This is a genomic window from uncultured Alsobacter sp. (assembly GCF_945952055.1).
Classification (GTDB): domain Bacteria; phylum Pseudomonadota; class Alphaproteobacteria; order Rhizobiales; family Beijerinckiaceae; genus Alsobacter.
Genome location: NZ_CAMFHB010000025.1, coordinates 79753 through 90903, shown reverse-complemented (window position 1 = coordinate 90903; position 11151 = coordinate 79753). Strand labels below are relative to the sequence as shown.

The following is an 11151-nucleotide window of genomic DNA, read 5'->3' as shown; positions in this document are numbered from 1 at the left end:
GAGATGCCTCATCGGCTCGCCGGCCCGGTGGTCCGGGGCAGCGCCGCCGTGTGTGAGTGGGGATGTACCGACTCTCTCCCGGAGACGCAACCCCTGTGACCGATTTTTTTTCGAGAAAAGATTCAGGGCCCGGTTTTGAGCCGTTTCGGCACGGTTTCCGCTCATGGCCTCCGGACGGTGCTCCGGGCACGCTGCGGCGCAGCATGACCGGGCAAGCCGCGGTCGTCCGGCCAGCGCCTGGCGATCCCTTTCCCGCGCGCCCTTCAGCGCCGCCAGCCGCAGAGCCTGAAAACCAATCTCCCGGTCCGGTCGGGCAGTGCTCGCCGCGCTCGCAACGACCTCTCCGCCCTCCTGTCCGGGCCCGGCGCAGGGCATCAACGATCTTCCCGCGACCATTCTCACGTCGTGGAGGGGCGGGCCGCGCCCGGCCAGGACAGGGAGAGGGACGTGCAGCGGGGGTTGGAGACGGCTCGTAGCCTTCGACCAGAACCCACGGCTTCCCCCCGTGCGGACCACCTCCCGTACGGTGAAGGCGTCGCGCGAGACACGCGCCCGGCTCGTTCGCGCGCGCCGGTCTGCTCAATCGTCCTGCAACAGCTCGACCGTGCAATGCGAAAGGAACGAGCACCCGCGACGGGTGCAGACCGCCACGATCGTCCGGGACCGAATTCGGGCGCATGCGGCGCTCGGTGCCATCATCGGAGAAAGCCGCCGGACTGTCCGGCCGTGAGAGAGCCGCTCGGATCGGCGTCGGGTAGCGGGCAGGATGTTCGCATGCCCCGCCCCGGCTGCCCTTCGGCTCACGCCCCACGTCAACCCGGATGCCGGGGACCTTCCGCCGTCTTGCGGCATGGCGGGTCGACAAAGAAAAACCCCCGCACGAGGGCGGGGGTTGAAACTCGTTCGGCGTCGGTGGACCGGGCGCTGCTCAGCGCGGGGCCATCACCATGATCATCTGGCGGCCTTCGAGCATGGGCTCGGATTCCACCTTGGACACGTCCGCCATCTCGGTCTTGACGCGATCCAGCAGCTTCACGCCGATGTCCTGGTGCGCCATCTCGCGGCCGCGGAAGCGCAGGGTCACCTTCACCTTGTCGCCTTCCTCGAAGAAGCGCCGCACGGCCTTCATCTTGACCTCGTAGTCGTGGTCGTCGATGCCGGGGCGAAGCTTGATCTCCTTCACCTCGACCGTCTTCTGCTTCTTGCGGGCCTCGGCGGCCTTTTTCTGTTCGTTGAACTTGTACTTGCCGTAGTCGAGGAGCTTGCACACGGGCGGCGTGGCATTGGGGGCAATCTCGACGAGATCGAGCCCAGCGTCCTCGGCAATTTTCAGGGCGTCAAAGAACGCCACGACGCCGCGGTTGGCGCCCGTATCGTCGATCAGCTGGACTTCGCGAACGCCGCGGATGTCCCGGTTCGCGCGCGGCCCGTCCTTCTGCGGGACCGGAGCGGCTCTCATAGGTCTGCGAATGGCCTGGTTCTCCTCTTGGCCCGTGTCGTGAGGGACATGCTGCCTGGGCGGGATGCCCACGGCTGCGCCCTCCGGCAGTCGGGTGTGCTTCGGCAGGACACGAAATTCGCAGAAAGCCGCGCGAAGTCAACACGACTCTCGTTGCACGGCGCAGGGAACCGCAAGGCGGCCGCGCCGTTATGCGCGCTCGAACCCGCCCTCGGGTCGCGGGGGTTGCCCGGAGCACGCCATGATCGAGAACTGGGACGTCGCCCCTTGGGTCTTCGTAACGATCGGCGGGCCGATCGTTCTGGGGCTCGCGATCCTCGTGGCCCTGATGCGCCGCGGTCGGCGGGGCGCCCGGGAGGACGGACACGTCGGGCGGGGGCGCTCTCCCGACTATTCCGATCCATCCCAGAACCGCTGAAGCAACGCGGCGTCAGGCCTGGTCGAGTTCCTCGGCCGCCTTGGGCGCGGGGGCCGTTTCGGCCTGTTCCTGGGCATGCGAGTAGCGGAACATCGTCCGCACGAGGCGAAGAGCCTCGCCCAAACCTTCGGCCTGGACGTCATAGTCGAATTCACCGGCGTCGATCTGCTTGATCGAGCGCAGCGTGTCGGCCTCGATGCTGGCCAGGCGGGCCCTCGTCTGCGGACAGCGCAGCAATTCGCCGTGCAGATGATGCACAGTGTGCATGAGGGCCGCGATGGTGACCGTATCCACGGCCGTGCGGGTATCGTGTGCCATGTCTCCGCCTCCAAGCGGTCGGGCCTAACGCCCGTTCGTCGTTGCCCTTTCATGACCCAAGGGCGAGCGAGCCGATGTGCGAAATCGCACATGACGTATCTTGTACTCGCACGACCTGGGGTTGTCAGGGCGTTTGATTAAAATTGTCTCGAAACAGGTGACGAATGTTCCATCTCGGTTAAAGCCGGTCGCCCCATCCGCGGCGCTCACGGTCGGCCCCAGGCGGGAACGCCGAAGAACAGGCCCATGCCGCCGGCCGGAGCGGCCGCGTCCGGGCGGCGTTGCGGGGGTTCGGGCGAGGCGATCACCAGCGCCCAGTAGGGTCCACCCGGCCCCTGCACGGAGGCCAGGCCGATGCGCGTGGCCTCCCGCATCATCAGGTTGTCGCGATGGCCCGGCGACGTCATCCAGTCGGCGAGCATCTGCGCCAGGCTGGTCTGTCCGGCACCGATGTTCTCGGCCGCGCGCGCGGCCTTGACCCCGCCCGCCGCAAGGCGCGAGCGGAAGCTGCCGCCGACGTCGTGCGACATGGTCGCGGCCCGCGCCATCGCCTCGGCCTGCTGCCGCGCCAGGCGCACGAGAGCGGGATCCGCCGTGACGGGCGAGAGCCCCTGGGCCGTCCTGAGCCGGGACACCGCCGCCGCCGAGCCGTCGCTGGCCGGCTTCGTCGCGGACGCGCGCGGTGCCGCCGTCGCCATGTCGGCGCGGGCGCCGGCAAGGAGCGCGAAGGCGGCGAGTGCCGCGAGCAGGCAGCGAAGTGTCGTCATGGGCCTGATGCGGAACCTCGCGGGTTTGGGCAGCCGTCGGACGAACCGGCGACCGTCAAAGAGCGGTGACGATCGGATCGGCCTGAAAGAGCCACTGGCAGGCCCGCGTCGCGAGCGCCGCCAGCACGACCCCGGTCAGGGTTCCCGAAACGATCACGCCTCCCACGAGCGCCAGGCGGGCGGCACGATGGGGCAGCTGTAGAGCACTTCCGAACATGAACGCCTCCATGGCCGGGTTGATCCACGGTCCACGGTCGCAAACTGCTCTTCTTTTGAACCTCACGGTGTGCGCTGGCGCACATCGGGCACCCCCGGGCCGCGCCCGGGAGGCCTCAGCCCGCCCGCGCCGCGGCCTTCTGGCGGGCGGAGGGCTGGCTGCGCCGCCACAGGCGCCATCCGAGCAGGACGGCCAACACCGCCGCGTAGATGACGGGCCAGGTGATGTCCCGCTTCACGAGCCACCAGTAGTGGACGACGCCCAGGATCGCGACGGGATAAATGAGCTTGTGCAGCCGGTTCCAGGCCTGGGCCCCCATGCGGCGGATCCAGCCCTTCGTGGACGTCACGGCAAGGGGCGCCATGAGGACCAGCGCCGCGAAGCCGACGGTGATGAAGGGGCGCTTGACGATGTCCTTCAGGATCGCCGGCCAGTCGAAATACTGGTCGAAGGCGACGTAGCAGGCCAGGTGCATCACCCCGTAGAAGAAGGCGAAGAGGCCGAGCATCCGGCGGAACCGGATCACCCCGTTCCAGCCGGTCAGGCGGCGCAGCGGCGTCACCGCCAGCGTGATCAGCAGGAACTGGAGGCACCAGTCCCCGGTCACGTGCTCGATCGTCTCGGCCGGGTTCGCGCCCAGGCTCACCGGGTCGTTCACCACGGCGAAGGCCAGGCGCGCGAAGGGCCACAGGCACGCCGCGAAGACGACCGGCTTGGCCAGGGTCACCGGGTCGCGCCAATCCACCGGACGCGCAGGGCGCGCGGCCGGACGGGCCAGGGGTGCGGCGGTGTTCATGCCCTTAGAAATAGGTCTTGAGGTCCATGCCCGAATAGAGGGACGCGACCTGTTCGGCATAGCCGTTGAAGGGCTCCGTTGCGCGGCTCGCGAACAGGCCGGGCAGGACGCGCTCGCGCTTCTGGCTCCAGCGCGGGTGATCCACGGCGGGATTGACGTTGGAATAGAAGCCGTACTCGGTCGGCCCCGCCAGCATCCAGGTGGTCTTCGGCTGCTCGTCGGTGAACTCGATCCTGACGATCGACTTCACGCTCTTGAAGCCGTACTTCCACGGTACGATGAGGCGAACCGGCGCGCCGTTCTGGTTGGGCAGGGTCTCGCCGTAGAGGCCCAGCGTCAGCATCGTCAGCGGGTTCATCGCCTCGTCGATCCGCAGCCCCTCCACATAGGGGAAATCGATGAAGGGCATGCGCAGCCCGGTCATCGTGTCCTTCTGGACCGCGGTGTAGAACTTGACGTACTTGGCCTTGCTGGTCGGGCCCACCATGGAGACCAGCTTGTTCAGCTCGAACCCGACCCAGGGCACCACCATCGACCAGGCCTCGACGCATCGGAAGCGGTAGACGCGCTCCTCGAGCTGCATCTTGAGCAGGTCCTCGATGCCGACGGTCATCGGCTCCTCGACGGCGCCGGTGATCTCGACGGTCCAGGGCCGCACCTTCAAGGGGCCGGCATTCTCCGCAGGGTCGCCCTTGCCCGTCCCGAACTCGTAGAAGTTGTTGTACGTGGTCGCGAGCTTCTTCGGCGTCAGCTCGTCCTTGACCACGAAGGCGGAGTTGCGGGGCGCGTCGAGCTTCGCCGACACCTGCTCCGCGACAGCCTCGCCCGTCGCCAGGCCACCCAGGCCGGCGGCCACCGCCGTCGCCCCCTGCATGAAGCGCCGGCGGTCCATGAAGACCTCGCGGGGGGTGATCTGTGAGCCAGGGATCTTGGGCAGGCGAATGGGCATGACGCTCTCCGGGGACGGACCGGTCACCAACACATCGGGCGGGCTGCGGACCTTTCAAGCCATGTCAACGCATGGCACGGCGCCGGGCAACTCACGTTTGTGCGCATCCGCGTGAGACCGGCCGTGTTTCAGCCCATGAAGGCTGCGACCTGCTGCCGCGTCGGGATGGGCGCCACCGCACCGTAGCCCTGCGTCGACAGCGCCGCCGCCGCATTGGCATAGGCCGCTGCGGCGAAGGCATCCCCCCCATTCGCCAGCCACTCGGCCAGGAAGGCGCCGTCGAAGGTGTCGCCGGCCCCCGTCGCGTCGATCGCCTTGACCACCTTGGCCGGGATCATGCGCGTTTCCCCCGGCACGGCGACCATGGTGCCTTCCTTGCCCATGGTCAGGGCCACCACCTTGCAGCCGAGCCCGAGATAGAAGGCGCACACGTCTTCCCCCCGCTCGAGGCCGGTGAGCTGGCGGGCATCGTCGAGCCCCGGCAGGCAGATGTCGCTGAGCGCCACGGCGGCATGGATCACCGCCCGGGCCCGGTCGAGCGGCCAGAGCCGCAGCCGCAGATTGGTGTCATAGCTCACGCTCGTGCCGGCCTGCCTGGCCACGGCGATCGCCTTGAACACCGCGTCGCAGGCCGTGTCCGAGATCGCCTGGCTGATGCCCGAGACGTGCAGCACCCGCGCCGACGCCACGAGGTCGTCCGGAACGTCGGAGGGCCGCACGCGGCTCGCCGCGGATCCCGCACGGTAATAGCTGAAGGCGTGGCCGTCGGGACCATGGGTTATGAAGTAGATGCCGGTGCTGGCGTCGCCCCGGCTGATCACCGCCGCCCGATCGACGCTCTCCCGGTCCCACAGGGCCAGGAAGTCCTTGCCGAAGGCATCCTCGCCCACCGCGGTGAAATAGGCGCAGCGCGCACCCTGGCGGGCGGCCGCGATGGTCGCGTTCGACGTGTCGCCGCCATGGCCGGGCAGGTAGACCCGATCGCCACCGCGCTCGACCTCGTTGAACTCCATGAGCGGCTCGCCCATGCCGAGAACGTCGAAGCGCTTCATGCCGGTCTCCTCGAACCTCGTTTCCCCGCGGGGCGCGACCATGGCCGGTTCGGCCTCGCGGGACAAGGGGTTGGGGCCCTTCCGGCCAGCCCCTTGAACCGCGGAAACGGCACCGCCATATTCGCCATGTGCCGTCCGGTGGAGGGCACTGGGGATGCTGCGAGAGTGGGCCCCACCACGAAGTGCCTCATCAAGGGCTTCGCGAATGACGCGTGTACCGTCTCTGTCGTCACCCTTCCTCCTCGGCTTCGACGAGGTGGAGAGGGCACTGACCCGGGTGGCCAAGGCCGCATCGGAGGGCTATCCGCCCTACAACATCGAGCGGATCCCGCGCTGCGGGAACGAACCGGAACTTCTCCGGATCACGCTCGCGGTCGCAGGGTTCACCCGCGACCAGCTGGAAATCACGCTGGAAGAGAACCAGCTCGTGATCCGCGGCCGCCAGGTGGACGATCGGGAACGGGACTACCTGCATCGCGGCATCGCCGCGCGGCAGTTCCAACGGGCCTTCCTTCTCGCGGATGGGCTCGAAGTCCAGGGCGCCGACCTCTCCAACGGCCTCCTGTCCATCGATCTCGTGCGGCCCGAGGCCCAGCGCATCGTGCGGCGGATCGACATCATGGCCCGGGAATAGGCGTCACAGCCATGGCCCGAGGCTTGCTTCCCCCTAATTCGCTCCGCTCAAAGGAGGGTGCGATGACCCACAACGACACGAAGACCGCCGTCACCGTCGACACCATCACGCCTCAGGCCCTCGCGGCCATCGGCGGAGGCAAGATCGCCTATGTCAGGCCGATCCGCTCGGACGACCTCAACCGTCTGTTTCCGAACGCGCCCAACCTCGAGCCGGGCCTCGACCTCTTCGCGCTTCTCGGCGCCGACGGCACCCCGATCATGATCACCGACGATCGGAACACCGCCATCGCCAACGCGTGGGAGCACGATCTCACCCCGGTGAGCGTGCACTGAGCACAGGAGAGCGCGGGCGTCATCGACGCCCGTCCGCCCTCCGGCGTCTCGTCGCCATCTCCGACGCGTCCGTTGCGGCCACCCCGCGGGTGGCCAGCCCCGCCCCATCCGTCACGCAATCTCCGCGATCGCGGTCAGCAGGCGCTCGATGTCCTGCGGCCGGGACAGGCGGTGGTCGCCGTCGCGGATCATCGTCGTCACCACCTCGTCGCCCGGCATGTGTTCCACCAGCGTCATCGCATGGCGCCAGGGCACGTCGGGATCCTGCATGCCCTGCAGCACGTGGACCGGGCAGCCCAGCACGAGGGGCGGGCCATCGAGCAGCAGATGCCTGCGCCCGTCCTCGATCAGTCCGCGCGTGATCGGATAGGGCTCGTTGGAATAGGCGCTCTCGCGCATCCACACGCCCTTCTTCTCGATCTGCCGGCGGATCGCCGGCGTGAAGGCCTCCCACATCAGGGCCTGGGTGAAATCGGCGGCCGGCGCGATCAGCACCAGGCCCGACAGGCTCCCCGGCCCCAGAGCCCGCGCGGCCAGCAGCGCGATCCAGCCGCCCATCGACGAGCCGACCAGGATCGGCCTGGCGCCGCCCTCCTGCCGGATGACCGCGAGGCTCTCCTCCAGCCAGCGTGAGATCGTGCCGTCCTCGAAGCGGCCGCCCGACACGCCGTGGCCCGAGTAGTCGAGCCGGACGAAGCGGCGCCCGTGCTCGCGCGCCCAGGCATCGATCGCCTCGGCCTTGGTGGAGGCCATGTCCGACCGGAAGCCCCCGAGCCAGACCACCGCCGGCAGGGCGCCGTCCCGAACCTGGAACGCGATCCTGCGGGTATCGGCCCCGGTTCCCACGTCGACAAATTGCAGATCGTTGCGGCTCACCGTAAACCTCGTGCCATGACCGTGCCGATGCCGACTCGCGGGCTCTTGGCCCTGATACACCGACGGGAGTGCTGATGCGACCGCACCCCGGCTCGCCCTTCATGACGTCCGGCTCGTCCGGGCTCGCCGGCCGCACCGTGTTGCAGGTCGTGCCCGAGCTCGACGCCGGCGGGGCCGAACGCACCACCGTCGACGTGGCCGCCGCGCTGGCGCAGGCGGGCGCTCGCGCCCTCGTCGCCACCGAGGGAGGGCGGCTCGTCGCCGAGTTGCAGGCCAAGGGGGGCATCTGGCTGCCCTTCCCGGCCCGCAGCAAGAACCCGATCCGCATGCTCGCCAATGCGCGCCGGCTGCGCGCCATGTGCCTCGACGAAGGCGTCGACCTCGTGCATGCCCGCTCGCGTGCCCCGGCGTGGAGCGCGCTCATGGCGAGCCGCGCCCTGCGGCTGCCCTTCGTCACCACCTATCACGGCAGCTATGCCGGACGCTCGGCGGTGAAGATCCTCTACAACTCCGTCATGGCGCGCGGCGATGTCGTCATCGCCAACTCGCACTACACGGCGGATCTCATCGGGCGGATGCATCCCTTCGCCCGCGACCGGATCCGGGTCATCCACCGCGGGACGGACCTGCGGCGCTTCTCCACGGCCGCCGTCGAGCCGGAGCGGGTCGAGCGGTTGCGGCGCCAGTGGGGTGTCGAGCCTCACCAGCGCGTCGTGCTGCTGGCCGCGCGGCTGACCGGCTGGAAAGGCCAGAAGGTGCTGATCGACGCCGCCCGCCGCATGCTCGACGGCGGCGTTACCGACATCGCCGTCGTGCTGGCGGGAGACGAGCAGGGCCGCGACGGCTACGTCAAGGAACTCGACAGCCTCATCCGGCAGCTCAAGCTCGAGGACGTCGTGCGGCGCGTCGGGCACTGCGCCGACATGCCGGCCGCCTTCCTCGCCGCCTCCGTGGTGACCGTGCCCTCGACCGAGCCCGAGGCCTTCGGGCGCTCGGCGGTGGAAGCGCAGGCCATGGGCGCGCCGGTGGTCGTGTCGGATCTGGGCGCGGTGCCGGAGACGGTGCTCGCGCCGCCGCAGGTGCCCTCCGCCGCCCGCACCGGCTGGCGTGTTCCGCCCGGCGACCCCAAGGCGCTGGCGGAAGCCGTCGGCGCGGCGCTGGCGCTGGGCGCGAGCGCGCGCGACGCCCTGGCCGGGCGCGCCCGCATGCATGTCGAAGGCCTGTTCTCCCTCGATCGCATGATCGGCGAAACGCTCGACGTCTATGCCGCCCTGCTCGGCGGGCGGGGCTGAGGGGTCAGCGTCGCGACAGCCCCTGCCCCGCGGCGCGCAGCGCCGTGGACGACAGGGGTGAACGCGGGCCGTGCAGGAAGACCCAGGCCGGCGCGCGGAGATCCGGGAGCACCGACGCATCGCTCTCGTCGATGCGGGCCGCGGCGTAGCGGTGCGCGACGCGAGACTGGCTCGCCCGCAGCGTGGCGCCCGGCCGGTCGACCACCGCGATCGGCATCAGGCGGACGATTTCTTCCCAGCGCTGCCAGCGGTGGAAGTTCGGCATGTTGTCGGCGCCCATCACCCAGACGAAGCGGGTGGCCGGCGCGCGCTCCTTCAGCCAGCGCAGGGTGTCCCAGGTGAAGCGCGTGCCGATCTCGGCCTCGATGCCCGTGACGACGATGCGCCGGTCGTCGACCAGATCCCGCGCTGCGGCGAGGCGTTCGGAGAGCGGCGGCAGGCCGCTGTTGTTCTTGAGCGGATTGCCGGGCGTGACGAGCCACCAGACCTGGTCGAGCCCCAGCCGCCGGAGCGCCGTGTGCGCGACGAGCAGGTGCCCGGCGTGGGGCGGATTGAACGTCCCCCCCATCAGCCCGATGCGCTGGCCGGGACCGTGCGGCGGCACGACCACCGGCCGTCCCGTCCCGGCCCGCTTCAGCCCCGGCATGGCGCGCCCCCGCGTCGATCCTCGTTACGGCCGCGTCTGGCCGGTCCCGTGCACCCGGTACTTGAACGAGGTGAGCTGGTCGACGCCCACCGGCCCGCGGGCGTGCATGCGCCCCGTGGCGATGCCGATCTCGGCGCCGAAGCCGAACTCGCCGCCGTCGGCGAACTGCGTGGAGGCGTTGTGCAGCACGATGGCGCTGTCGACCTCGGCCAGGAACCGCGCCGCGGCGGCCTCGTCCGCGGTGAGGATGCTGTCGGTGTGGTGCGAGCCGTAGGTCTCGATGTGGTCCATCGCGGCGTCGATGCCGTCGACCACGCGCACCGAGATGATCGCGTCGAGATACTCGGTGCGCCAGTCCTCCTCGGTCGCGGCGGTCACGCGCGGGTCGACGGCCTGGGTGGCGGCGTCGCCGCGCACCACGCAGCCGGCGTCGAGCAGCATGGTCACCAGGGGGGCCAGGTGGGTGGCGGCACAGGCGCGGTCGACGAGCAGCGTCTCCGCCGAGCCGCAGATGCCCGTGCGCCGCAGCTTGGCGTTCTTCACGATCGACAGCGCCATCGCGAGATCCGCCGCCGCATGGACGTAGACGTGGCAGATGCCTTCCAGGTGCGCGAACACCGGCACGCGGGCCTCGGCCTGCACGCGCCCGACGAGGCTCTTGCCGCCGCGCGGCACGATCACGTCGATGGCGCCTTCGAGGCCGCCGAGCATCAGGCCCACGGCCGCCCGGTCGGTGACCGGCACGATCTGGATGGAATCCTCGGGCAGGCCGCCCTCGGCGAGGCCCTCGCGCAGGGCGGTCGCGATGGCCATCGAGGTCGCTAGGCTCTCCGATCCTGCCCGCAGGATCGCGGCGTTGCCGGCCTTCACGCAGAGCGCGCCGGCATCCGCCGTAACGTTGGGCCGGCTCTCGAAGATCACGCCGACCACGCCGAGCGGCGTGGCCACGCGTTCGAACTTCAGCCCGTTCGGCTGCTCCCACCGGGCCAGCACGCGGCCGACCGGGTCGGCCAATCCCGCGATGTCCTCCACCGCCCGTGCCACGGCCTCGAGGCGAGCCGGATCGAGCGTCAGCCGGTCGATGAACGCGCCCTTGGTGCCGCGCTCGCGCGCGGCCGCCACGTCACGGGCATTGGCCTCCAGCACGGCCGGCGCGGCCTCGCGCAGGCAGGCGGCCGCGCGGCGCAGCGCGGCGTCCTTCACCGGTGGCGGCAGCGTGCCCAGGCGACGCGCGGCGGCGCGCGCACGCCGGCCGATGGCCAGCATGAGGGCGTCGAGGTCGGTTCCGGCAGTCCGGGTCACGGTGTCGAGCATGGGGAGAGCCCTGAAGTGTCGAGGGCTCTGTCATAAAGGCTCCACGGGTGTTGCGCCATGGGCAGAAGCGAACAGCGG

At 70.0% G+C, this 11151-nt stretch carries 14 protein-coding genes; 4 read left to right on the top strand and 10 right to left on the bottom strand.

Going from position 1 to position 11151, the window contains the following annotated elements; genetic code table 11:
• Positions 1–928: 928 nt before the first annotated feature.
• A complete protein-coding gene (infC, locus tag Q0Q47_RS18525; RefSeq protein ID WP_293863058.1) occupies positions 929–1459 on the bottom strand; it encodes a translation initiation factor IF-3 in 531 nt (176 codons plus the stop codon).
• 241 nt (positions 1460–1700) lie between these two features.
• On the opposite strand from infC, the gene Q0Q47_RS18520 reads away from it, so the two are divergent.
• Positions 1701–1877, top strand: coding sequence for a hypothetical protein (locus Q0Q47_RS18520; RefSeq protein WP_293863056.1), 177 nt, complete (start codon positions 1701–1703; stop codon positions 1875–1877).
• 12 nt (positions 1878–1889) lie between these two features.
• Here the strand turns inward: Q0Q47_RS18520 and Q0Q47_RS18515 are convergent, their stop codons facing one another.
• The 6 genes from Q0Q47_RS18515 to Q0Q47_RS18490 form a co-directional block, all read right to left on the bottom strand.
• Positions 1890–2195 (bottom strand): hypothetical protein, encoded by a 306-nt coding sequence (locus Q0Q47_RS18515; RefSeq protein ID WP_293863054.1) that lies wholly within the window; start codon positions 2193–2195, stop codon positions 1890–1892.
• Positions 2196–2401: 206 nt separating this feature from the next.
• Positions 2402–2962, bottom strand: a complete 561-nt coding sequence (locus Q0Q47_RS18510; RefSeq protein ID WP_293863052.1) for a CAP domain-containing protein — start codon at positions 2960–2962, stop codon at positions 2402–2404.
• A gap of 55 nt (positions 2963–3017) precedes the next feature.
• Positions 3018–3179: a hypothetical protein gene (locus Q0Q47_RS18505; protein ID WP_293863051.1), complete on the bottom strand. Its 162-nt coding sequence runs from the start codon at positions 3177–3179 to the stop codon at positions 3018–3020.
• A gap of 115 nt (positions 3180–3294) precedes the next feature.
• Entirely contained in the window at positions 3295–3975 is a 681-nt protein-coding gene (locus Q0Q47_RS18500) for a sulfite oxidase heme-binding subunit YedZ (protein ID WP_293863049.1), read from the bottom strand.
• A 4-nt stretch (positions 3976–3979) separates the two neighbouring features.
• Positions 3980–4924, bottom strand: a complete 945-nt coding sequence (gene msrP / locus Q0Q47_RS18495; RefSeq protein WP_293863047.1) for a protein-methionine-sulfoxide reductase catalytic subunit MsrP — start codon at positions 4922–4924, stop codon at positions 3980–3982.
• Positions 4925–5052: 128 nt separating this feature from the next.
• Positions 5053–5976: a sugar kinase gene (locus Q0Q47_RS18490; protein ID WP_293863045.1), complete on the bottom strand. Its 924-nt coding sequence runs from the start codon at positions 5974–5976 to the stop codon at positions 5053–5055.
• A gap of 205 nt (positions 5977–6181) precedes the next feature.
• On the opposite strand from Q0Q47_RS18490, the gene Q0Q47_RS18485 reads away from it, so the two are divergent.
• On the top strand, positions 6182–6610 hold the full coding sequence (locus Q0Q47_RS18485; protein ID WP_293863043.1) for an Hsp20 family protein: 429 nt from the start codon (positions 6182–6184) through the stop codon (positions 6608–6610).
• A 62-nt stretch (positions 6611–6672) separates the two neighbouring features.
• Positions 6673–6945, top strand: coding sequence for a DUF1150 domain-containing protein (locus tag Q0Q47_RS18480; RefSeq protein ID WP_293863041.1), 273 nt, complete (start codon positions 6673–6675; stop codon positions 6943–6945).
• A 111-nt stretch (positions 6946–7056) separates the two neighbouring features.
• On the opposite strand, the gene Q0Q47_RS18475 is transcribed toward Q0Q47_RS18480, so the two are convergent.
• A complete protein-coding gene (locus tag Q0Q47_RS18475; RefSeq protein ID WP_293863039.1) occupies positions 7057–7821 on the bottom strand; it encodes an alpha/beta hydrolase in 765 nt (254 codons plus the stop codon).
• Between the two features lie 74 nt (positions 7822–7895).
• On the opposite strand from Q0Q47_RS18475, the gene Q0Q47_RS18470 reads away from it, so the two are divergent.
• Complete coding sequence (locus Q0Q47_RS18470; protein WP_293863037.1) at positions 7896–9113, top strand: glycosyltransferase family 4 protein; 1218 nt, start codon at positions 7896–7898, stop codon at positions 9111–9113.
• Between the two features lie 4 nt (positions 9114–9117).
• On the opposite strand, the gene Q0Q47_RS18465 is transcribed toward Q0Q47_RS18470, so the two are convergent.
• Together Q0Q47_RS18465 and Q0Q47_RS18460 are read right to left on the bottom strand one after the other, a co-directional pair.
• Positions 9118–9759 carry a nicotinate-nucleotide adenylyltransferase gene (locus Q0Q47_RS18465; protein WP_293863035.1) on the bottom strand — a complete coding sequence of 214 codons (642 nt, stop codon included), beginning with the start codon at positions 9757–9759 and terminating at the stop codon, positions 9118–9120.
• Between the two features lie 24 nt (positions 9760–9783).
• The gene (locus tag Q0Q47_RS18460; RefSeq protein WP_293863033.1) at positions 9784–11073 is read right to left on the bottom strand and encodes a glutamate-5-semialdehyde dehydrogenase; all 1290 of its coding nucleotides are present in this window, start codon (positions 11071–11073) and stop codon (positions 9784–9786) included.
• Positions 11074–11151: the final 78 nt, after the last annotated feature.

What these genes read in the sequence shown, in the direction of transcription:
- Q0Q47_RS18465 (WP_293863035.1), bottom strand. Translation starts at nt 9,759, where the DNA reads ATGCCGGGGCTGAAGCGGGCCGGGACGGGACGGCCGGTGGTCGTGCCG.
- Q0Q47_RS18460 (WP_293863033.1), bottom strand. Translation starts at nt 11,073, where the DNA reads ATGCTCGACACCGTGACCCGGACTGCCGGAACCGACCTCGACGCCCTC.
- msrP (WP_293863047.1), bottom strand. Translation starts at nt 4,924, where the DNA reads ATGCCCATTCGCCTGCCCAAGATCCCTGGCTCACAGATCACCCCCCGC.
- Q0Q47_RS18505 (WP_293863051.1), bottom strand. Translation starts at nt 3,179, where the DNA reads ATGTTCGGAAGTGCTCTACAGCTGCCCCATCGTGCCGCCCGCCTGGCG.
- Q0Q47_RS18500 (WP_293863049.1), bottom strand. Translation starts at nt 3,975, where the DNA reads ATGAACACCGCCGCACCCCTGGCCCGTCCGGCCGCGCGCCCTGCGCGT.
- Q0Q47_RS18480 (WP_293863041.1), top strand. Translation starts at nt 6,673, where the DNA reads ATGACCCACAACGACACGAAGACCGCCGTCACCGTCGACACCATCACG.
- Q0Q47_RS18490 (WP_293863045.1), bottom strand. Translation starts at nt 5,976, where the DNA reads ATGAAGCGCTTCGACGTTCTCGGCATGGGCGAGCCGCTCATGGAGTTC.
- Q0Q47_RS18510 (WP_293863052.1), bottom strand. Translation starts at nt 2,962, where the DNA reads ATGACGACACTTCGCTGCCTGCTCGCGGCACTCGCCGCCTTCGCGCTC.
- Q0Q47_RS18515 (WP_293863054.1), bottom strand. Translation starts at nt 2,195, where the DNA reads ATGGCACACGATACCCGCACGGCCGTGGATACGGTCACCATCGCGGCC.
- Q0Q47_RS18520 (WP_293863056.1), top strand. Translation starts at nt 1,701, where the DNA reads ATGATCGAGAACTGGGACGTCGCCCCTTGGGTCTTCGTAACGATCGGC.
- Q0Q47_RS18470 (WP_293863037.1), top strand. Translation starts at nt 7,896, where the DNA reads ATGCGACCGCACCCCGGCTCGCCCTTCATGACGTCCGGCTCGTCCGGG.
- infC (WP_293863058.1), bottom strand. Translation starts at nt 1,459, where the DNA reads ATGAGAGCCGCTCCGGTCCCGCAGAAGGACGGGCCGCGCGCGAACCGG.
- Q0Q47_RS18485 (WP_293863043.1), top strand. Translation starts at nt 6,182, where the DNA reads ATGACGCGTGTACCGTCTCTGTCGTCACCCTTCCTCCTCGGCTTCGAC.